This is a genomic window from Gilliamella sp. B2887, assembly GCF_026537015.1.
GTDB lineage: Bacteria > Pseudomonadota > Gammaproteobacteria > Enterobacterales > Orbaceae > Gilliamella.
This window is the reverse complement of the sequence record NZ_JAFNMX010000010.1, coordinates 46,613-66,439: the sequence shown is the minus strand read 5'-3', so window position 1 is coordinate 66,439 and position 19,827 is coordinate 46,613. Positions and strand designations below refer to the sequence as shown.

Here is a 19,827-nt window from a genome sequence, read left to right as displayed (position 1 = left end):
GATTGTTTCAGATAGAAAGAAGCAGGGCAAGAGCCCTGTATTTTTATGTTCTTTCTTTTGGTTCTAATTTGGCAATTGATCCAAGAATTTTATCTGCCTCAACCGTTTGACCTAATTGATTTAGATAATTTACCATCGCTCTTTTGTAAGTAACGTTATTAACAATTGCCTTAGGTTGTGAATTCCACCATTTTATTAATGCTAATGGATCACTATCGGTTGATAGTTGCTTGATACGACTTACATAGGCAACTTGTTTGAATTGTTCTAATTGCGATTCACTAAACGCCTCTGCTTTATACATAGCTGGCATAAGATCAATTATTGCTTGATAATCTTGTGTATTATAATAGATTTGATCAGCAAGCCTTAATACTTCCGCATTACGTGGTTTCTCATTCAATAACTTTTCAATTGTTGCTTTTGCTGCACTGTATTCACGGTTTTTAATTTGTAAACGTGTTTTTACTAATTGATAAGCTAATAATTCATTAGGCTGACAACGTTTGGCCGCTTGTTCTAGAGATTGATTCGCAGGAATCAATTCGTCGTTGTCAATTTGAGTCTGTGCAGCAAGTAAGAACGATAACGCTGTATTGGTTGAGGCTTTAGCACTTTTCATAAAAAATTTACTTGCTTGCTTATAATCACCTTCAAGCAGTGAAATTTGAGCTTGTTCGAGCCGTTTGGCCGATTTTTTAGGCGATTTTGAGCGTAACCAATTACCTAACATTGTTTTAGAATTAAAGACTTTTTTAAAAAACCAATAGACGACGTATAAACAAAGTAGCCCCAGTAATTCTAATATCATGAAGGAATTAAACGACATACTGATCTTATAATTGGCAACTTCAAAAATGGCTGATCCTTGATGACCTTGTAATAATGGACCCAGAAAAAATCCACCCACTAGCACTAAGAAAATAATTAATATTTTAAGCATCATTATTCTCCTATTTTGCCAACATTGAATGAACACGAGTTCGCATCAATTTTTCTAACTCATTTGTACTTTCTAATTGATTAGGTACAGATTGGTCGCTAATTGATTGGTTTAATAGCGTGTTAAGGTCATCTAAAAAAGTTTTAACACTTGGTGCTTTATCATCAAAATAAGCATTCACCCAAAGTGCAGCATCACTTAGCGCCCTTTGATAAATTAACTCTTGATGTCGAGGTACTGCTTGAGCAGCAATTAAAAGTCGAAAACGAATGTTTTCACGTAGATAAAGTGATTGTTCTAAACTCAATGGATCTTTTAAAATTTGGCATCTCAGCATTTGTTTTTCATCTAAACCTGCTTTAGATAAACAGGTTTTAAAGTTATTGTCTTTTTCATCCATTTTTTCAATGGTAAAAAATTTAGCCAGAAAGGCTTTTGTACTGGTAAGAAAATTACTTGACCAATCTGAAATGGATGAAGTAATACCTTGCTTATCAAGATCAGATTCTGAATTTATGTTTTGCGCACGGGTTATATCGGTATCGGACGGTGCTGTTTGGGTTGGGGTAACTGCGCCATCATGTTGTGTCATGCCTAAATTTATTTGCTTATAATTTCCTACTAAGGGTAATTTATTCAATGACTCTGAAAGCCCAACTAACTGCATGATAATGCCATCATAATCAATAAGACTTACCTTAGAGAGTGAATTAATGTCTTCATTAATCGCTTGTCTTGCTGGTATTAAACTTGGATCATTTGCTTGTGCTAGACTTACATCTGCATTTTTTAATAATAACCGAGCGGTTGCGTAATCGTGTTCATTCCAGATTTTTCTGCCAGCCAAATGCACTAAATAATTAGCTTGTGAAATTAGCCATACACTATAGTTTGTGGCTGACATGGACGTTAAACGCTCATTTATATTATGTATGTTTTGCTCACTGATTTTTGATACATCATTGATTTTATTTGATAACTGTTGTTGTGATTTTTGTTGTTCATTCAATTGATCTTCAACACTCTGTTCAAATGTTTTGATTTTTTGATTCTGTTTATTCACTGCTTCAATAATATTATTTTGGATGTCATGAATAATACTATCTTTGGTAGTTTGTTTTAAATTATTCAGTTCTGTTTGCAAATGAGCAATAGTCTTTTTTTGGTTTTCAACTTGTTTATGACCATGATAAAAAACAAAACCTCCAAGACCAATGGCTAATGCTATTGCTAACAGAGACAGTTTTGATACAGGTGCTTTATTGACATTAGATGATGTGACTTTTTTTTCAACTGTTGGACTAGATTGGGCGGTTATTGATGTTTTATTATCTTCTTTCATAGTTTTGTTCGCTTTATCTAAAGTAGTGATCGTGGATGAATGACTAAATGAGGAGGTGCTAATCGTTGAAAGTGTGGCATTGGCACCATAATATCGTAATGGCATAACTGATCTCATTTAGCGTTGATATAATTAATAATATTATGACATAGAGTTATCTTAGTTTTAAATAAAATTTGCTGTTTGAATTATCAAACTTGCATAATAACTTTTTTTAGCCCAGCTTTTTTATTACTTTTAATAAATTAAAAATTTACATATTAAAACACCATAAGATAAAAAAATGCGCTCATTATTTAAGCATGAGTGTTTTAATAATCGGTTGATTTTATTACAAAGGGAAAGAGAAGTTTTGTTTTACTGCATTAAAGATGGTTTGATTGTCGGCACTTTTTATTAATAAAACATTGCGCCATTGTAACTCTCTAGCTTTTGTAAAAATTCTTTGGCTGGTTACGATTAAATGACTCACCGTTTTGTGTACATTACTACTATAGGATTCCAGTTGATTTAGGTGTTCTAGACTGGTAATGATAATAAGTTGTTTTGAGATGTGCTTTGATAAAACATCTTTTCGATAACTCATGGGAATTCGAGTATAGCATTCAATTAATTTTACTTTGGCTTGGCGACGCATTAAAGTTTGTTCCAATAATTTTCGACCAGAATTACCACATAAGATTAGAACTGTACGTTGATTTACAGGATGATTTTGAAGTAACGCTAATAATCCTTCACTGTCTTCTCTATCAGGATAAAAAACGTCAACTTGAGCAAATTGCATAAATAATTGTGCTGATTTTTTGCCTATTGCAAAATAACGAATGCCCGCTGGCAAGATCAATTTAGTAACATTATGATTAATGGCATGAGTTACTTGGGGTGAAACCACTATCACTATATCATTGGGTAATAGCTGGTTTAACTGATACTGTAATTTAAGAATGTCACGACCTTGTGAAATTTTAAAAAAAGGTAAATGTTGTGCATATAGACCGGCTTGATTAAACAACTCAGTCAATTTTTCACCCTCTGGTGATGGTCTGGTTACAAAAATCATGCGCCCAATAATTCCGTTAAAATTGAACTTGCACCTTTATTTAATAACCATTTAGCAAGTTTTTCACCTAATGATTCAGCTTCGTTTATAGAACCTATGAGTTGATGTTTAATTATTTTCGAACCGTTAACTCGACCAACCAGACCCTGTAAGACTAATTCATCATCATCTTTCAGTTGACAATAACCGGCAATGGGAACTTGGCATCCACCTTGTAGGGCATTATTCATTGCTCTTTCAGCTTGGATACAGGCTCGACTCCTTTTATCGTCAAGAACAGAAATAATGTCCAATGTTTGTTTGTCGTCAGCTCGACTCTCAATACCAATAGCACCTTGACCAACAGCGGGCAAAACTATGTTGGTATCTATGTATTGAGTAATTCTGTGTTCTAAAGATAGACGTTTTAATCCGACGGACGCTAGAATTAAGGCATCATATTGTTCATCATCCAATTTTTTTAGACGTGTGCCTACATTACCACGAAGATCTTTAATGATTAAATGGGGATAATGATTTCGCAATTGACACTGACGCCGTAAACTTGAAGTACCAATAATCGCACCAGCAGGTAACTCATTTAGACTTGAGTATCGATTAGCGACAAATGCATCTCGTACATCATCTCTTTGGCAAATTGTTGCTAGCATTAAACCATCCGGGAATTGAGCAGGAATGTCTTTAATTGAATGAACCGCAATATCTGCTTCGTTATTTAATATTGCCTGTTCTAACTGCTTAACAAAAAGACCTTTACCACCAATTTTTGATAATGGACTATCAAGTATAATATCACCTTGAGTCACCATTGGTATAAGTTCAACCGTTAAGTTCTTATGCGCTAGTAATAGATTTTGTTTAACAAAATTAGCTTGCCATAATGCTAATGGGCTTTTTCGTGTTGCAATACGAATCTTCAATTCATTTTCCTAATTCGACAAATAGTGCTTTTTGTTGGGTTAACTCGGTTATTTTTATAGGGCTAAGGATGATTTGTGATCATCAATCCTTAGCGAAGCTGTTTCAACTGCTGTTCAGCAGATATTATAGTTTATCGACAAAACTGGCAGCGAAGCCAAGATAATTAGCAGGTGTTAACTGTTTTAAACGTGTTTTTTCGTGTTCTGGTAAATCTAATGATTCAATAAATTGTTGCATTCCTTGAGCATCTACACGTTTGCCACGAGTTAATTCTTTTAATTTTTCGTATGGTTGTTCAATTCCATAACGGCGCATAACAGTTTGTATTGGTTCGGCTAACACTTCCCAATTACGATTCAGTTCTTCAAGCAAATAGGTTTGATTAACTTCAAGTTTGTTTAATCCTTTTAACGTTGATTGATAAGCAATAACGGCATAACCAATACCAACACCTAAATTACGTAACACGGTTGAGTCGGTGAGATCACGTTGCCAACGAGAAATAGGTAATTTACTGCCTAAATGGTTCATGATCGCGTTAGCAATGCCTAAGTTGCCTTCAGAATTTTCAAAATCTATTGGATTGACTTTATGTGGCATGGTTGATGAGCCAATTTCACCTGCAATGGTTTTCTGTTTAAAATGATTTAATGAAATATAACCCCATACATCACGGTCGAAGTCAATCATAATGGTATTAAAGCGGGCAACACAATCGAAAAATTCAGCAATATAATCATGCGGTTCAATTTGAGTAGTATAAGGATTCCATTTTAATCCCAATGAACAAACAAATTCTTCACTCAGTTTATGCCAGTCCACTTGTGGATAAGCAACCATATGTGCATTGTAATTCCCTGTTGCACCATTGATTTTACCTAATACCTCAACAGATTGGAGTTGTTTTAATTGACGTTGCAGTCGATAAGCCACATTGGCAAACTCTTTACCAATTGTTGATGGTGTCGCTGGTTGCCCATGCGTTCTGGAAAGTAATGGTAAATCTCGATACTCCTTTGCTTGCGAAATAATTTTATCAATAAGTTGTTGCCAATATGGTACTAAAACCGTTTCTTTGGCTATATTTAGCATCAGAGCATAGGATAAATTGTTAATATCTTCGGATGTACAGGCAAAATGGATAAACTCATTGATAGCATGTAGTTCTTCGTTACTGCTGACTTTTTCTTTTAAAAAATATTCAACCGCTTTCACATCGTGATTGGTGATTCTTTCAATTTCTTTAATTCGCAATGCATCTTGCTCATTAAAGTTTTCAATAATTTGATTAAGGTGTTCAATCGCTAATTGGCTTAATGCTGGGACTTCAGGAATATTTTCTTGAGATGCTAATTTTTGTAACCAACGGACTTCAACTTGAACGCGATATTTTAATAAACCATATTCGCTAAAAATGGTACGTAATTGTGTTATTTTCTCTCCATAACGGCCATCAATAGGCGAAAGAGCAGTAAGTGCGGATAATTCCATCGGTTTAACTCCGTGACTATTTTGAAATATCAAATATAAGATATACGTTAATAAGCTGTATTCATTGTTTGTAATAATTGCTGTGCTGCATCACAAATACGTTTGCGATGAAACAAAAATTGTAAACGGCTTCCACCGACTTGATACCATAAAATGGCCGATCGAATACAACCTAAAAGTGCCGTTCTCACTTTAGCCTGAACAAAAGCATTTTGTAAAAATTTGGCTTTACCTGTTATCTGTATTTTGGTGGAAATAGGGCTTACAATATCAGAATAGATTCCAGCCAATGAATAGGATAAATCTTCAATACTACTACCAATTATTTCATCATTCAAATCGGGATAAAGACTAGTAATGTGTGTTAATCTTTGAGATATCTTACTTAATGAATCATGCTTTTTAAGCAATTTATTGGTAATATTTAAGGAACTAAAAATATAACGCATTATCTCCATCTGTTCTTTTTGTCCAGATGAAAGTAGCTCAATAAGTGTTTGTAACCCAATTTTAATGTTACTAATGCCACCATAAACCTCTAATGTTGTTTTTGGTGAGGTTATAAATACACTTCTGATCGAGCGTTCATATAATGTTGTATTACAAATTCCTGAATTTGCTAATTGCGGAATTAATATTGCACTTTGCGCAATGCCGGCAAGAGCAATTGCAATATGATGATATTTGCTGTCCATTCTATGACTCCTTTCTGCCTATAATTCGCTCTTCAATGATGCCACCACCAAGACATACTTCTCCTTGATAAAAGACGGCTGATTGTCCTGGTGTTATCGCAGCAACAGGATGGGTGAATATCACTTCAATTTTATTTTCGGATAAAGGAGTAACCTGGCAAGCGATATCTTGTTGGCGATAACGTGTTTTTACGGTACATGTAAATGGTTTGCTGATAACTTGACGATCAACCCAATGCAATTGGCTAGCAATTAATCCATCAGAAAATAAAGCAGGATGGTCGTGTCCTTGTGCAACAATTAATTCATTATTGTGTAAATCTTTATCTACTACATACCAAGGAGTATCATCAGCTTGCTTTAAACCACCGATGCCTAAGCCTTTACGCTGCCCTAATGTATGATACATAAGCCCTTGGTGTTTACCAATTATTTCACCATCGACAGTGCGAATTGCGCCTGCTTTTGCCGGTAGATAGCGCGCTAAAAAGTCGCTAAATTTTCGTTCTCCAATAAAACAGATACCCGTTGAATCTTTTTTAGCTGCCGTCGCCAAACCCAATTGTTGGGCAATTTCTCGTACTTTTGGCTTTTCCAGCTCACCCACTGGAAATAGGCTTTGCTTAATTTGGGCTTCACTAAGTGTGTAAAGAAAATAACTTTGGTCTTTATTGTTATCGACACCACGTAATAATTCAACTTTACCATTACTTTCTCGTTTGCGCACATAATGACCGGTTGCAATGTAATCTGCGCCGAGATCTTCTGCAGCATATTCAAGAAAGGCTTTAAATTTAATTTCTTTATTACATAAAATATCAGGATTTGGTGTTCTGCCTGCTTTATATTCAGATAAAAAATGTTCAAATACATTATCCCAATATTCAGCTGCAAAGTTAATAGTGTGTAATTTGATATTCAATTTATCACAAACAGCTTGAGCATCGGCTAAATCGACGGACGCAGAACAATACTCTTCGGTATCATCTTCTTCCCAATTTTTCATAAACAAGCCAACAACATGGTAACCTTGTTGCTGTAATAAATAAGCTGAAACAGATGAGTCAACGCCGCCGGACATGCCGACAACAACTTTTTTAGATGTATTTATCTTTGACATAATAACAAAATAATAGGCTTAAGAATTACGATAATTTTATCATACCTCACTAAAAAAGCATAAAGTTATACCCATGGCAGTATGTTTGAACATGAGTGTTTTTCACTAAAACATAGGGTTAGCCTTAAACTTTTTCATATTTTTTGTAACTGATTTTAAAGTTGATGAGAAAAGAAAAAAAGCATTAATATTTGTTTAATAACTCTGTCGAATGATTTAACGACAGAGTTATTAAGATATCATCTGAAGGCTTTTATTAAAAATCCTTTAATAAATAGATAACATGCCCAATAATTTCAAAATTTTGTGGTGAGTTTTTATCAACCAATATTGTTGGATACTTAGAATTATCACATAATAATGCTAAGTTAGTTCCTTGATTTTGAATTCGCTTTACACAAATTTGATCATCATATTGTACCGCGTAAAGATAACCATCTATTGGTTTGCAATATGCTTTATTGATGATCAAAATATCATGGTTGGATATAGTCGGATCCATACTGTCACCTTTAGCCCAAACTGCAGTTAAATCTTCACTTTTACAACCTTGATTTTTTATCAAATTTATTTCAAAAGGAATGGATTCAATTCGTGATAATGGATTAACATTTTTAGTTAGATCATGAAAAGGAATACGAATTAATTCTGTACCTATAGAATTGGTAAGTAAACGACATTCTCCTTTTCCTGTCGCTAACCACTCAATGGGTACATCACATTTTTGTGCAATGATTGCTAATCGATTTAAAGATGGATAGGTTTTGCCTGATAAATAATCACGAATTACAGCTTCTGACATGCCAACTTTTTTGGCAAAAGCGTTACCGGATAGTCCTTCTAATAATAAAGTTAATCTATTTTTAAAGTTAATTACGCCCGTTTTCGTTAAAATGCTCGTTTTTTCGTGCTCATTTAGCGTTTTAAAATTGTTTTCATTCATTTTTTATTCCATTTTATAAATTTTTTCGTTTTTATAGTTTTGTTTCGTTTTTTTATGTGTTATTCTTTTTGCGGTAACACTTTACCATCATTGTAATGCCGATAATCATTACAATAGCAAAGAATTAACCTGAAGAGGATCTCATAATGAGCGAACAAGATCAAGATTGGTCACCATCAAGAGTTGTAGGTGAAATTAAAATTAGAGGTGGAAACTTAAGAGCGCTATCAAGATCAAGTGGCTTACAAGCTGATACTTTGAGAAATGCATTATATCGACATTGCCCTAAGTATGAACGAATTATTGCTGAATATTTACAAGTTTCTGTTGAAACAATTTGGCCTTCACGTTATAGCATTCAAGCAAAATAGTTATTTTTTGTTACTACATGAATTATAATTTTGTCTTAAAAAGACGCCTTTTCAGGCGTCGATAATTTATTTTTTAGCCTGTTCTGCCGCTCGTACAATCGCTGCAAAAGCATCTGCTTTAAGTGATGCACCTCCGACTAAAGCCCCATCAATATCAGGTTGTGTAAATAACTCAGCTGCATTTTTATCATTAACTGAACCACCATATTGAATAATGACTTGTTCAGCAACTTTTGCATCGTGTTTTGCGATATGATCACGGAGGAATTTGTGAACAGCTTGAGCTTGGGCTGGTGTAGCAGATTTGCCGGTACCAATAGCCCAAACTGGTTCATAAGCAATCACTGCTCCGTTAAATGCTTCAACACCTAACGTATTTATAACAGCATCAATTTGACGCGCACATACCGATTGAGTTTGACCGGCTTCATTTTCGGCTTCTGTTTCACCGATGCAAAGTACAGGTACTAAACCAGATTCTTTTAAGATACCAAATTTTTTGGCAATAAACTCATCTGATTCTTTATGGTAAGTACGACGTTCTGAATGACCGATAATTACATGAGTTACACCCACATCTTTTAACATTGCCGCTGAAACTTCACCAGTGTAAGCACCAGAAAGGTTAATATCTACATCTTGAGCACCTAAAATAATATTAGAACCGCCTAGTTGATGTTTTACAAAGTCTAGATAAACGACTGGCGGGGCAATAGCAATATCACATGCTGCTTCTGTCGATAGCTCTTTTCTTAAACCTTCAACTAAATTTTTAGCCATATCAATACTACCATTGAGTTTCCAGTTACCCATAACGAGAGGTTTTCGCATAATTTTCTCCAACTTAAGTTTTAAAAAGGTGTTGATTTTAGAATGAATTCGTTATAATGATAAGTATTATACATAAATAATATGAGCTTGAGGAAAAATATGACATTAGAAATATTAAATCAGTTAGAAAATAAAATTCAGCATACGGTTAATACTATTACAACATTGCAAAAAGAAATTGCTACTTTAAAACAAGGTAATCAAGAATTGGAACAGTTGATCAATGACAGTTCAGACGAAATGAAAGCATTACGCGAAGAAAATGAAAAACTCAAACAAGATCAGCAAGTTTGGCAGCAACGTATCCAAACTTTATTAACTAAAATAGGTGAAATCACCCAATAATTCACGCTATTTATAAACGCGGCTTATCTTGCGTTTGTTTTATATTTCATTAATTTAATTGTGAAAATTAACTATAATGCGAGAAGAGTTAAAATCGTTGTGGATTGCTCAGACTATTCATTTAATTGAAAAAGAATCTGGGCGATTTGCTGATCAAGATATCAATCGACAAGTAAGAGTGACTCAAACGTCACTGATTAATCGTATCGTTATGCGTGCGGTCATGCTATCAAAACAAAATGGTTTATATGCAGCACAAAAAAATCTATTAAGAGCAATTAACCTTTCATTTTTCATATTTGTTTTTCTATCTATCATTTGTGGTGCATCGTTGGCTTTTAGTACTCTTAGTCAAAATCCAATAAATTTGTATTGGGCGCTTTTTAGTTTACTAGGTCTTCACTTAATAACGTTTTTTGTTTGGTTAGCTTCATCTTTTTTATTTAGTAATTTTACTGGTAGTTTTTTAATTTATTGGTGGTTAGGGTTAGCAAAAAAGTTCTCTCAAAAAAAAACCGTTCAACAACTGATTCCAGCTTTTGTTGAGTTATTTGGAGGACGTATCCGTTGGCTAATTGGATTTGTACTCAATCTATTTTGGACCGTAATATTAAGCAGTACGTTAATTGTACTTATTGCCTTGTTTTCAACAAAACATTATAGCTTCGAATGGAAAACAACCTTACTTAGTTTTGATACGATTATCAACCTGACTCATTATTTAGGTTGGTTACCCTCTAAAATCGGTTTTATCATTCCTGATGATGATGTGATTAAATTAAGTGAACATGCTCAAAATGCAGGAGAAATACGTTCTGCTTGGGCGATTTGGTTGCTCGGTGTTTTCATTGTTTATGGTTTAGCAATTCGATTTTTATGTATGATAATTTGTGGTTTTAATTGGTTAATAAGTTGTCGACAAATTAAATTCAATATTCAACATCCCGATTTTCAATTATTAGCTGATGATTTACAACCTATCAAGTTTCATGTCGAAGATGAAGATAAGAAAGATAACGTAAAATTTAAACACGCAACGCCAAATTTCGCGAAAGAAGGGGATGGTGCTTTCTTGGTAGCCATTGATGTGCTAGATGAGTGGAATCCACCCATTTCGGTGACTTTTTTAGGTTTTTTAAATACGCGTGAGCAACGTCGTAAAATTCTTGACTATTTACAATTATCTCCAGCAAAGAAGTTATTGATAGCTATTGATACCGATAGGACACCTGATAGAGGAATGTTAAATTTAATCAATCAACTGATAAATAAATCGCAACAAAGTCGCATCTGGTTTATAAATCACGGTAAACAATTTTATAATTGGCAAGCGTTATCGTTACAAACAGCTTTACCAGCGTGGTTAGATGAGGAATATTAACATGTTAACGACATTAAAATTAGCTGTGGTTGGGCATGCAAATGTAGGGAAAACATCCTTATTACGCACTTTAATTCGTAATAGTAACTTTGGTGATGTATCCGATAAACCTGGCACAACAAGACATGTCGAAGCAATTACCTTGCCTGTAGATAATCAAAACACTATTATCTTTTATGACACACCTGGTTTAGAAGATAGTTTGGCACTGTATGATTACATTCATCAATTAACACCAGCGAATAATAAAATTGATGGTATAGATAAATTAACGTTTTTTTTGCAGAGTCCAGAAGCTGAAAATACCTTTGATCAAGAAGCTAAAGTAATCAGACAATTATTAAAAAGTGATGCAGCAATTTATGTAATCGATGTGCGTGAGCCAATTTTAGATAAATATCATGATGAATTAGCAATATTAGCCAGTGGTGCTAAACCGATATTAGCGGTGTTAAATTTTACCGCCAGTGGACAACAGAATGAAAATAAATGGAAAAAATTACTTTCTCGACTTGGTATTCATGCTATCATAAAGTTCGATGCAATCGTACCGCCAATTGATGGCGAAGAGCGATTGTATAAAAGTTTATCTTTGCTAATTGAGCCAGCAAAATGGATTTTAGATCAATGGCTGAATAAAATTACGCAAATGCATGAAACTCGCAATAAAAAAGCTAATTTGATAATTGCTGAAGCTTTAGTTGATGTCACTGCTTTCTACAAAATGACCAAATCTGATGATAAACAAGCTATTGTTGATATGCAAAATCAAGTAAGAGCGCGAGAACAGTTGGCAATCAATGATCTGTTAAAACTTTATCAGTTTAACTCTGCTTTAGAAAGTGAAGAGTGTTTACCTTTGTTAAAAGGTCGTTATAATGCCGATCTATTTAATATAGATGCCCTAACAACAATGGGCATGCATTTGACGAAAGGTTTTGTGTCAGGTGCTACAATTGGTGCAAGTATTGATTTCGTTACTGGTGGCATTACGCTTGGTTCTGCAACGCTAATTGGTGGTGCTTTAGGTAGTTTAGTGCAAACAGCTAAGCATTATGGCTCCAGAATGCGTTATCAGCTTTCTGGTTATAATAAATTAAGTGTTGATGATATTATTATTTGTTATCTTTCGTTACGACTTGTTAGTCTAAAAGAGAGTTTAAATCATCGCAGCCATGCGAACACTTGCCCTATTAAATTGTCTAAACTAGAGACTAAAGAATGGAAAAAAGGGATTTTACCTAAAAGTTTGAAAGTAGCAAGGCGTTATTCGCATTGGTCGACGTTAAATAAAGGAACAAAAAGAAATGACAAAAAAAGACAATCGACAATTGAAAATGTTGCCGAACACCTTTTTTAGTGTAAAAAAACGTTTTTTTATCACATTACTGCTTTCTATGTTTATGTTATTCGGTTGCAGCAGTAGTACGACAGCTACTGTGAATACCAGTTCTGGACCTACATCAGCAAAAGCAGCTAAAAAAAATGCGGTAATGTTAGCCAAAATTGATTCCCATTATAAAAAATGGCATAACACCCCATACCGTTATGGTGGTACGACTTTAGATGGTAGTGATTGTTCAGGTTTAGTTGTTAATTTTTTCAAAAATAAACTTTCTAAAAAAGTACCAAGAAGCGCGGCTGAGCAGGCTCAATTGGGTTATAAAGTGACTAAACCTCAAGCGGGTGATTTAGTCTTTTTCAAAACAGGCCGCAGTCGTAGTGGTTTACATGTTGGTATCTATTATGCGGATGGTAAATTTTTACATGCTTCAACATCAAAAGGCGTTACTTATTCAAATCTGAATGATGATTACTGGAAAAAACGTTACTGGATGACTCGTCGAGTAATTGGCAGTTAAATAGAAAGCTGCTTGCCTTATTTTATTCAATGTATTGATAATGATAGGCTCTCTAAAGATTATTTAATTTAGAGAGCTTGATTTTTGTTAACAACACTATTTCTTAAAATCAATTAAGAGTTAAATTTTACCTTTTTCTTTCAATCCCCGCATAATATTCGCTACATATAGCATTTCTCCAGGTGTTCCGAGTGAAATACGACACCATTGCTTAGCCGGTTCAAAATCTCTTCCAATCAAAATAAAGTTACTTTTCATTAAGTCCCGATATGCTTTTAAATCAATTGGACTTTTATGGAACATAAAATTGGTTTCAGATTTTAAGTAATACAAACCTAGATCGGATAAGACGTTTTCCATGATCTGACGAGAAACATCAACAGCTTTTTTTGAATAAGTTAAAAATGTCTGATCATCCATTGAGGCTAATGCTGCACAAACACCACAGTAGTTAAGTTTTTCACCAGCCACATATTGGGTAATATGTTTAATATTTTCGACGGAACTAACAGCATAACCTACACGTAAACCTGCCATAGCATGAATTTTTGAAAAAGTTTTGAGTAATATGATATTTTCACAACCTTCTGCAATGAGATGATCGACTGATTTGTAGGCTGGATCGTTAACAAACTCAGCATAAGCCTCATCAACAATAAAAATAGTATTTTTAGGCTTGTTTTTTATCCATGATTCTATGGCATCAGTTGCTAAAACAGTCGAAGTCGGATTATTAGGATTAACTAAATAAACAATCGATGAGCCTTTATAATTCTCCACAGCTTTTTGTAAGCCTCTTAAATCGATTTGCCAATCCGGTAAACTTGGTACTTTGCTGATATGCAAATTAAAAATTTTAGCGAAGTGTTCTCCATCACTATACGTAAGTTCTGGTATGACCAATTGCGTATCAGGCTTTACATAGGCGGCAATAGCACTACGAATCCCTTCTGATGAACCATCTGTTAATAAGATTTGAGATTCATTGACATTATGGTGTTTAGCTAATCTTATATTAAGTAATGGTATTTCTGCTTTAGCATAGCGATTAGCTTTAGGAACAGCGTTGATTGCCGCTTGTTTGGCATTAGGTGACATACCAAGAGCATTTTCATTAAAATTAAGCCTGACTGGATTGTTTGCATCGGGCATAACTACCTTATCAATCATTGGTAGTGTATATGAAATCGTGTTTTGTACTTGTTGTGCATAAGCTTTAGATAAAAATTGATTAATAGACAATCCCGCTATTGCTGCACTTGAAAACGTTAATAGTTTTCTTCTATTGATATTTATATTAGACACCATGATTCACCTCATGTTTAATTGATCCTTATGTAGTCGATTATTATCAATGCAAAAATGATACCAATTAAAAAAATAGATTAGTTTCATTGATTTATAGGTATGAAATGATAAAAGAAGAAAATTCGCAATCGATGTTTGTTAAAAAATGCACAACTATGATGCTTTATTGCACAAAAAGTGCATAGAAAAACCAGTTATCATTTTTTAGGTAATAACTGGTTTATTCATTAGTTTATAAAAAGGCACCATTAATACTTAATTAACTATCAGGTGGAGTTTCAATATCCGAATAACTTGCTAGCATTTGTAAAAACCTATATTTTGATTCAACCATTTTTGTCGAGCGTGTGTGTAGCATATTAGCGACCTGAGGTTCTAAGGTTTCTAAACGTCGGAATCTTTGTTCTTTAAGTAAAATGCTCGATAGCGCTTCACTATTTGGTGATTTTGAATCTAAAATTAATCCCGGTTTTCCTTCAGCAGCGCGGCGAGGATCGTAGCGATACAGAGGCCAGAACCCTGATTTCACTAGATCTTTCATCTGTTCGTGGGATTTTGCTAGATCATAACCATGTTCTTCACAAGGACTATAAGCAATGACAAGTGATGGACCATCATAAGCTTCGGCTTCTTGTAAGGCCTTTAATGTTTGGTTAAGCTGAGATCCTAAAGCGACTTGAGCTACATAGACATGCCCATACATCATAACACTGACGCCTAAATCTTTCCGTGCTTTATGTTTACCCAAATCAGCAAATTTAGATACAGCGCCCATAGGTGTTGCTTTGGACTGTTGGCCACCAGTATTAGAGTAACACTGAGTATCTAGTACTAAAATATTGATGTTATCGGTTAAACTCATCACATGGTCAAGTCCACCAAAACCGATGTCATAAGCCCAACCATCTCCACCAATTGCCCACACAGATTTATCAATCAGATAATTGGCATCGTCTAATAACTCTTTGGCTTCGACGGAATCAATATGTTTTAATTGCTCTCGTAATAAGTCAACCTGCATTCTTTTTTCAGCGATGGTTGCATCTGAAGATTGCAAGGTGATTGCAATTTCTGGAGAAATCTCACCAGCTAGATGATCAAGTAGACGTAAAGCACGTTTTCTATGTTGGTTATAAGTAATGCGGTAACCTAAAGCAAATTCAGCATTGTCTTCAAATAATGAATTAGCCCATGCAGGTCCGCGACCAGAACGATCGGTAGTATAAGGCGTTGACGGTAAATTACCACCATAGATAGAGGAGCAGCCCGTTGCATTGGCAATAGCTAGATGATCGCCATAAAGTTGTGTTAATAATTTTATATAAGATGTTTCACCACAACCAGCGCAAGCTCCCGAATATTCAAATAATGGTGTAATTAATTGAGATGTTCGTATATCTATACGTTCGAGTGATTTGATGTCACGATCCGGTAATTGAGAAAAGAACTCATAATTAACTCGCTGTGTTTCAAGGTTATCAATCCGAGATTGCATATTAATTGCTTTTATATCAAAGTTACTACGATCACGAGATGGACACACCTCAACACATAAGTTACAGCCAGTACAATCTTCCGGAGCTACTTGCAATACATAACGTTGACCTTTCATATCACGAGCTTTAACTTCCAGCGAGTCTAATGTATCAGGGGCATTAAGTATTGCATCAGGCTCGACCACTTTGGCTCGAATGGCGGCATGTGGACAGGCAACTACACAATGATTGCATTGAGTACACAACTCTGATTTCCAAATTGGAATTTCCTCAGCAATATTGCGTTTTTCCCATTTTGTGGTGCCAGTTGGCCAAATGCCATCAGGTGGAAATGCCGAAACAGGTAAATTATCACCTAAACCTGCTAACATAGTTGCGGTAACGGTTTTTACAAAGTCTGGCGCATTGTTTGGTACAATTGGTGGCATTGATGGACTACTTTGATCCACACAACTTAATGGGATTTGTTCAAGCGAAGTGATGGCCAAATCTAATGCTTTCCAGTTATTTTCAACTAATTCTTGACCTTTACTACTGTAACTTTTGGCAATGACTTCTTTTAATTGTGCGATGCTAAAATCATTTTTAAATATATCAGATAGATGAAAAAAAGCCGCCTGCATGACAGTATTAATTCTTGCTCCTAAGTTACATTCACGCGCAATTTTAGCGGCATTAATTATATAAAAATGGGCTCTTTTCTTAATTAATTGCACCTGAACTTCTTTAGGTAAACGATGCCAAATTTCGTCTTTATTATAAGGGGTATTAAGTAAGAAAATACCATCATCTTTGAGTTTATCGACAATCTGATATTTATCTATAAATTGGTCTTGATGACAACCAATAAAATGTGCGCTGGTAATCAAATAAGGTGAATCAATTGGATCTAAGCTTACTCGTAAGTGAGATGTTGTTAATCCACCTGCTTTTTTGGAATCATAAACAAAAAAACCTTGTACATAAAAAGGTGAACTATCCCCAATTATTTTAATATTATTTTTGGTTGCAGAAACCGTTCCATCACTACCGAGACCGTAAAACAGTGCTTCTAGAGCAGATTTTTGTGGAATAGACTTATCTGGTAGTGGTAATGATAGGCCTGTAATATCATCATATATGCCCACGGTAAATCGAGGTCTTGGTTTATCTAAATCAAGCTCGTTAAAAATGCCAAGTACACAGCGGGGATCAAACTCTTTAGAGGATAATCCGTAACGTCCTCCTACAATCTTTGGCATTAGGTTACGTTCTCCACGAGATAAGCTCTCAGCAAAAGCTGTCATAACATCTAAGTATAAAGGTTCTGCTTGAGCACCTGGTTCTTTAGTTCTATCCAATACCGCAATTTTTTTAACACTATTGGGAATGACAGCAAGTAAATGTTGAGCTGAAAATGGACGAAACAATCGAACAATCACTATGCCGACTTTTTGATTTTCTTTAAGAAGATGATCAACAACTTCTTTACTGGTACTCGCGCCTGAGCCCATAATTATAATGATTCGCTCAGCATCACTGGCACCATAATACTCAAAAGGTTGATATTTTCGACCTGTTTGTTTTTCAAAAGTCGTCATAGCATCAACAACGTGCTGATAGGCATTATCATAATAACTGTTAATTGCTTCTCGACATTGAAAATAAGTATCAGGATTAGCAGACGTACCTCGGATCACCGGTTTATCAGGTGTCAGTGCTTGTGAACGATAGGCTTTAATTGCTTCATGCGGCAAAAGATTATGAATGTCTTCATCTGAAAGAGGATAAATCTTATTAACTTCATGTGATGTTCGGAAACCGTCAAAAAAATGGACAAATGGAATTCGGCTATTAAAACTGGCAATTTGTGAGATTAATGCTAAATCTTGTGCTTCTTGGACGGAGCTAGAACAAAGCATAGCAAAACCAGTTTGTCGAATGGACATAACATCAGAATGATCACCAAAAATTGACAAAGCATGCGTCGCAACTGTACGTGCAGCAACATGTAAGACAAATGGTGTAAGTTCACCTGCTATTTTATACAGAGAAGGAATCATCAACAATAATCCTTGTGATGATGTAAACGATGTTGCTAATGCACCAGTCATTAATGCACCATGTACAGTTGCAATTGCACCTGCTTCGGATTGCATTTCAACGACTCTTGGAATATCACCAAATACATTGGGCTTATCAAATTCTGCCCATGTGCTGGCTTGCTCGGCCATTGAAGAACTAGGAGTAATTGGATAAATGGCAATGACTTCGTTTGCACGATAAGCGACGGAGGATACCGCGCTATTAGCATCTGATATGATCATTAAAAAACCTTGTAATTTATAGTGTTACGACATTACTTAATTATTATAAATTTCAACTATTGTATCAGAAAGTAAGATAGCTTTTAGTTATTTTTATATTAAATTTTGAGTTGAAGTTTTTGAATTACTGATTGGTCCAGTTTTTTGTTGAGATATTAATAGGATACACAAAAAAACAGATTTTCAGATAGACAAATAGTTATGGTGAATGCATAGTATGATAAAGATATCCAGTGATTTAATGATTGATAATAAGTCAATAATCTTTAATATTTATCCCATTAAATTTGTTAAAAATGATATTACCCTAGAGGTTAACTTTTAGAATAATATCATAAAGTTATCTTACTTGATCACAACGCGGTCAGTTGATGTTGAGTATTTAATTTCACCTAATAACCATGCTTTTTCACCATGCTGCTTAAGTATAGAGATTGCTTTCTCTACTAGTGAATTTGGCAAAGCAATAATTAAACCTACGCCACAGTTAAAAGTGCGGTACATTTCATGACGACTGATATTACCGGTTTTTTGTAACCAATCAAATATTGGTGGCCATTGCCAACTCGCTTCGTTTATTATTGCTTGAGTGCCATCGGGTAGTACGCGCGGAATGTTTTCCCAAAAACCACCACCAGTAATATGAACAATTGCATGAACATCTTCAATCTGAGCAATTAAATCAAGAACAGATTTGACGTAAATTTTAGTTGGTGCAAGCAGATGATCAGCAAGTGGTTTTCCCTCAAGTTGTTCAATGACTGGGTTAACACCACTCACTTCAATAATTTTTCGTACTAGTGAATAGCCATTGGAGTGTATGCCACTTGATGCTAATGCAATTAATGCATCACCGTCTTGAACTTTAGTACCATCAATCATTTGCAATTTTTCAACGACACCGACACAAAATCCTGCTAAATCATAGTCATTGCCATGATACATGCCTGGCATTTCCGCTGTTTCTCCACCGACTAATGCACACCCCGATTGTTTACAACCCTCTGCAATGCCTGTAACAACTGTTGTAGCAACATCAACATTAAGTTTTCCCGTTGCATAATAGTCAAGGAAAAATAAAGGTTCAGCCCCTTGAACAATAAGGTCATTAACACACATTGCTACCAAATCAATACCAATTGATTCATGGCGGTTCAAATCCATTGCAAGACGTAATTTAGTACCAACACCATCTGTACCAGATACTAAAATGGGTTCTTTGTATTTTTGTGGAATAGCACACAGTGCACCAAAACCACCTAGTCCACCCAATACTTCTGGGCGTTTAGTTTCTTTTACAACCGATTTAATGCGATTGACCAGTTCATTGCCAGCATCGATATCGACACCAGCATCTTTATAACTGAGAGATTTATTGTTTGACACAGCGAGCAATCCTTACAGTAGAAAAA

At 34.9% G+C, this 19,827-nt stretch carries 17 protein-coding genes; 5 read left to right on the top strand and 12 right to left on the bottom strand.

Annotated elements, in window-relative coordinates:
* Positions 1-43 precede the first annotated feature (43 nt).
* The 8 genes from J3U13_RS08740 to J3U13_RS08705 all read right to left on the bottom strand — a co-directional run bounded on the left by J3U13_RS08740 (position 44) and on the right by J3U13_RS08705 (position 8,515).
* Positions 44-946, bottom strand: a complete 903-nt coding sequence (locus J3U13_RS08740; protein ID WP_267341516.1) for a heme biosynthesis HemY N-terminal domain-containing protein — start codon at positions 944-946, stop codon at positions 44-46.
* 7 nt (positions 947-953) lie between these two features.
* The gene (locus J3U13_RS08735) at positions 954-2,390 is read right to left on the bottom strand and encodes a uroporphyrinogen-III C-methyltransferase (RefSeq protein ID WP_267341515.1); all 1,437 of its coding nucleotides are present in this window, start codon (positions 2,388-2,390) and stop codon (positions 954-956) included.
* A 226-nt stretch (positions 2,391-2,616) separates the two neighbouring features.
* On the bottom strand, positions 2,617-3,345 hold the full coding sequence (locus tag J3U13_RS08730) for a uroporphyrinogen-III synthase (RefSeq protein WP_267341514.1): 729 nt from the start codon (positions 3,343-3,345) through the stop codon (positions 2,617-2,619).
* A complete protein-coding gene (gene hemC, locus J3U13_RS08725; protein ID WP_267341512.1) occupies positions 3,342-4,265 on the bottom strand; it encodes a hydroxymethylbilane synthase in 924 nt (307 codons plus the stop codon). Before hemC ends, J3U13_RS08730 begins: the two co-directional genes overlap by 4 nt.
* Positions 4,266-4,389: 124 nt before the next feature.
* A complete protein-coding gene (purB, locus tag J3U13_RS08720; protein WP_267341511.1) occupies positions 4,390-5,757 on the bottom strand; it encodes an adenylosuccinate lyase in 1,368 nt (455 codons plus the stop codon).
* A gap of 47 nt (positions 5,758-5,804) precedes the next feature.
* A complete protein-coding gene (gene hflD, locus J3U13_RS08715; protein ID WP_267341509.1) occupies positions 5,805-6,452 on the bottom strand; it encodes a high frequency lysogenization protein HflD in 648 nt (215 codons plus the stop codon).
* 1 nt (position 6,453) lies between these two features.
* Positions 6,454-7,572: a tRNA 2-thiouridine(34) synthase MnmA gene (gene mnmA / locus J3U13_RS08710; protein WP_267341508.1), complete on the bottom strand. Its 1,119-nt coding sequence runs from the start codon at positions 7,570-7,572 to the stop codon at positions 6,454-6,456.
* 256 nt (positions 7,573-7,828) lie between these two features.
* Positions 7,829-8,515 carry a LexA family transcriptional regulator gene (locus J3U13_RS08705; protein WP_267341507.1) on the bottom strand — a complete coding sequence of 229 codons (687 nt, stop codon included), beginning with the start codon at positions 8,513-8,515 and terminating at the stop codon, positions 7,829-7,831.
* Between the two features lie 146 nt (positions 8,516-8,661).
* On the opposite strand from J3U13_RS08705, the gene J3U13_RS08700 reads away from it, so the two are divergent.
* Positions 8,662-8,886, top strand: a complete 225-nt coding sequence (locus J3U13_RS08700; RefSeq protein ID WP_038517432.1) for a helix-turn-helix domain-containing protein — start codon at positions 8,662-8,664, stop codon at positions 8,884-8,886.
* A gap of 66 nt (positions 8,887-8,952) precedes the next feature.
* Here the strand turns inward: J3U13_RS08700 and tpiA are convergent, their stop codons facing one another.
* Positions 8,953-9,717: a triose-phosphate isomerase gene (gene tpiA / locus J3U13_RS08695; RefSeq protein ID WP_267341503.1), complete on the bottom strand. Its 765-nt coding sequence runs from the start codon at positions 9,715-9,717 to the stop codon at positions 8,953-8,955.
* Between the two features lie 99 nt (positions 9,718-9,816).
* Between tpiA and zapB the strand changes: the two genes are divergently transcribed.
* The 4 genes from zapB to J3U13_RS08675 all read left to right on the top strand — a co-directional run bounded on the left by zapB (position 9,817) and on the right by J3U13_RS08675 (position 13,305).
* A complete protein-coding gene (gene zapB, locus J3U13_RS08690) occupies positions 9,817-10,062 on the top strand; it encodes a cell division protein ZapB (protein WP_267341502.1) in 246 nt (81 codons plus the stop codon).
* A gap of 76 nt (positions 10,063-10,138) precedes the next feature.
* Positions 10,139-11,443: a DUF2868 domain-containing protein gene (locus tag J3U13_RS08685; protein ID WP_267341501.1), complete on the top strand. Its 1,305-nt coding sequence runs from the start codon at positions 10,139-10,141 to the stop codon at positions 11,441-11,443.
* Position 11,444: 1 nt separating this feature from the next.
* The gene (locus J3U13_RS08680) at positions 11,445-12,803 is read left to right on the top strand and encodes a DUF3482 domain-containing protein (RefSeq protein WP_267341499.1); all 1,359 of its coding nucleotides are present in this window, start codon (positions 11,445-11,447) and stop codon (positions 12,801-12,803) included.
* Positions 12,751-13,305 carry a C40 family peptidase gene (locus J3U13_RS08675; protein ID WP_267341497.1) on the top strand — a complete coding sequence of 185 codons (555 nt, stop codon included), beginning with the start codon at positions 12,751-12,753 and terminating at the stop codon, positions 13,303-13,305. The genes J3U13_RS08680 and J3U13_RS08675 overlap by 53 nt, the downstream gene beginning before the upstream one ends.
* A 120-nt stretch (positions 13,306-13,425) precedes the next feature.
* Here the strand turns inward: J3U13_RS08675 and J3U13_RS08670 are convergent, their stop codons facing one another.
* From J3U13_RS08670 to purM, 3 genes are all read right to left on the bottom strand, one after another.
* Positions 13,426-14,613, bottom strand: a complete 1,188-nt coding sequence (locus J3U13_RS08670; RefSeq protein ID WP_416380585.1) for a pyridoxal phosphate-dependent aminotransferase — start codon at positions 14,611-14,613, stop codon at positions 13,426-13,428.
* Positions 14,614-14,872: 259 nt separating this feature from the next.
* Positions 14,873-18,415 (bottom strand): pyruvate:ferredoxin (flavodoxin) oxidoreductase, encoded by a 3,543-nt coding sequence (gene nifJ / locus J3U13_RS08665; protein WP_267341495.1) that lies wholly within the window; start codon positions 18,413-18,415, stop codon positions 14,873-14,875.
* A 345-nt stretch (positions 18,416-18,760) separates the two neighbouring features.
* A complete protein-coding gene (gene purM / locus J3U13_RS08660; RefSeq protein ID WP_267341494.1) occupies positions 18,761-19,801 on the bottom strand; it encodes a phosphoribosylformylglycinamidine cyclo-ligase in 1,041 nt (346 codons plus the stop codon).
* Positions 19,802-19,827: the final 26 nt, after the last annotated feature.

Coding starts and splice junctions, on each gene's coding strand:
- J3U13_RS08740 (WP_267341516.1), bottom strand. CDS start 946: ATGATGCTTAAAATATTAATTATTTTCTTAGTGCTAGTGGGTGGATTT.
- J3U13_RS08735 (WP_267341515.1), bottom strand. CDS start 2,390: ATGCCATTACGATATTATGGTGCCAATGCCACACTTTCAACGATTAGC.
- J3U13_RS08730 (WP_267341514.1), bottom strand. CDS start 3,345: ATGATTTTTGTAACCAGACCATCACCAGAGGGTGAAAAATTGACTGAG.
- purB (WP_267341511.1), bottom strand. CDS start 5,757: ATGGAATTATCCGCACTTACTGCTCTTTCGCCTATTGATGGCCGTTAT.
- hflD (WP_267341509.1), bottom strand. CDS start 6,452: ATGGACAGCAAATATCATCATATTGCAATTGCTCTTGCCGGCATTGCG.
- mnmA (WP_267341508.1), bottom strand. CDS start 7,572: ATGTCAAAGATAAATACATCTAAAAAAGTTGTTGTCGGCATGTCCGGC.
- J3U13_RS08705 (WP_267341507.1), bottom strand. CDS start 8,515: ATGAATGAAAACAATTTTAAAACGCTAAATGAGCACGAAAAAACGAGC.
- J3U13_RS08700 (WP_038517432.1), top strand. CDS start 8,662: ATGAGCGAACAAGATCAAGATTGGTCACCATCAAGAGTTGTAGGTGAA.
- tpiA (WP_267341503.1), bottom strand. CDS start 9,717: ATGCGAAAACCTCTCGTTATGGGTAACTGGAAACTCAATGGTAGTATT.
- zapB (WP_267341502.1), top strand. CDS start 9,817: ATGACATTAGAAATATTAAATCAGTTAGAAAATAAAATTCAGCATACG.
- J3U13_RS08685 (WP_267341501.1), top strand. CDS start 10,139: ATGCGAGAAGAGTTAAAATCGTTGTGGATTGCTCAGACTATTCATTTA.
- J3U13_RS08680 (WP_267341499.1), top strand. CDS start 11,445: ATGTTAACGACATTAAAATTAGCTGTGGTTGGGCATGCAAATGTAGGG.
- J3U13_RS08675 (WP_267341497.1), top strand. CDS start 12,751: ATGACAAAAAAAGACAATCGACAATTGAAAATGTTGCCGAACACCTTT.
- J3U13_RS08670 (WP_416380585.1), bottom strand. CDS start 14,613: ATGGTGTCTAATATAAATATCAATAGAAGAAAACTATTAACGTTTTCA.
- nifJ (WP_267341495.1), bottom strand. CDS start 18,415: ATGATCATATCAGATGCTAATAGCGCGGTATCCTCCGTCGCTTATCGT.